Annotated in this window: 1 pseudogene; it reads right to left on the bottom strand. The window is 64.0% G+C overall.

What is annotated here, in order from left to right:
- A pseudogene (locus tag P7F60_RS15020) lies at positions 1 to 250 on the bottom strand (plasmid partitioning protein RepA); the annotation flags it as partial.

Below are 250 nucleotides of genomic sequence, written 5' to 3' on the forward strand. Positions count from 1 at the left end.
TCAATGTTTCGCGGCCGATGGCGGTGCGGTCGATTTCGTACAGGCTCTTGCGCTCGATGCTGGCATTGGCGATCGCCGTCGTCTCGACGACGGGGTGTTTCAGCACCGCCTCGGCAAACAGGCTGCGCAGCAGCGCCACGACATGCAGTTGCGGATGGTCGTTGGGATCGTGGCGGGTCAGCACGAATTTGAGGAAATCATGCTCCAGCCGGCCGCCAGCCTCGCGGATCGCCGCCATCAGTTCGCCGGC

It is taken from the genome of Rhizobium sp. YJ-22 (assembly GCF_029601685.1).
In the GTDB taxonomy this organism is placed as follows: domain Bacteria; phylum Pseudomonadota; class Alphaproteobacteria; order Rhizobiales; family Rhizobiaceae; genus Metarhizobium.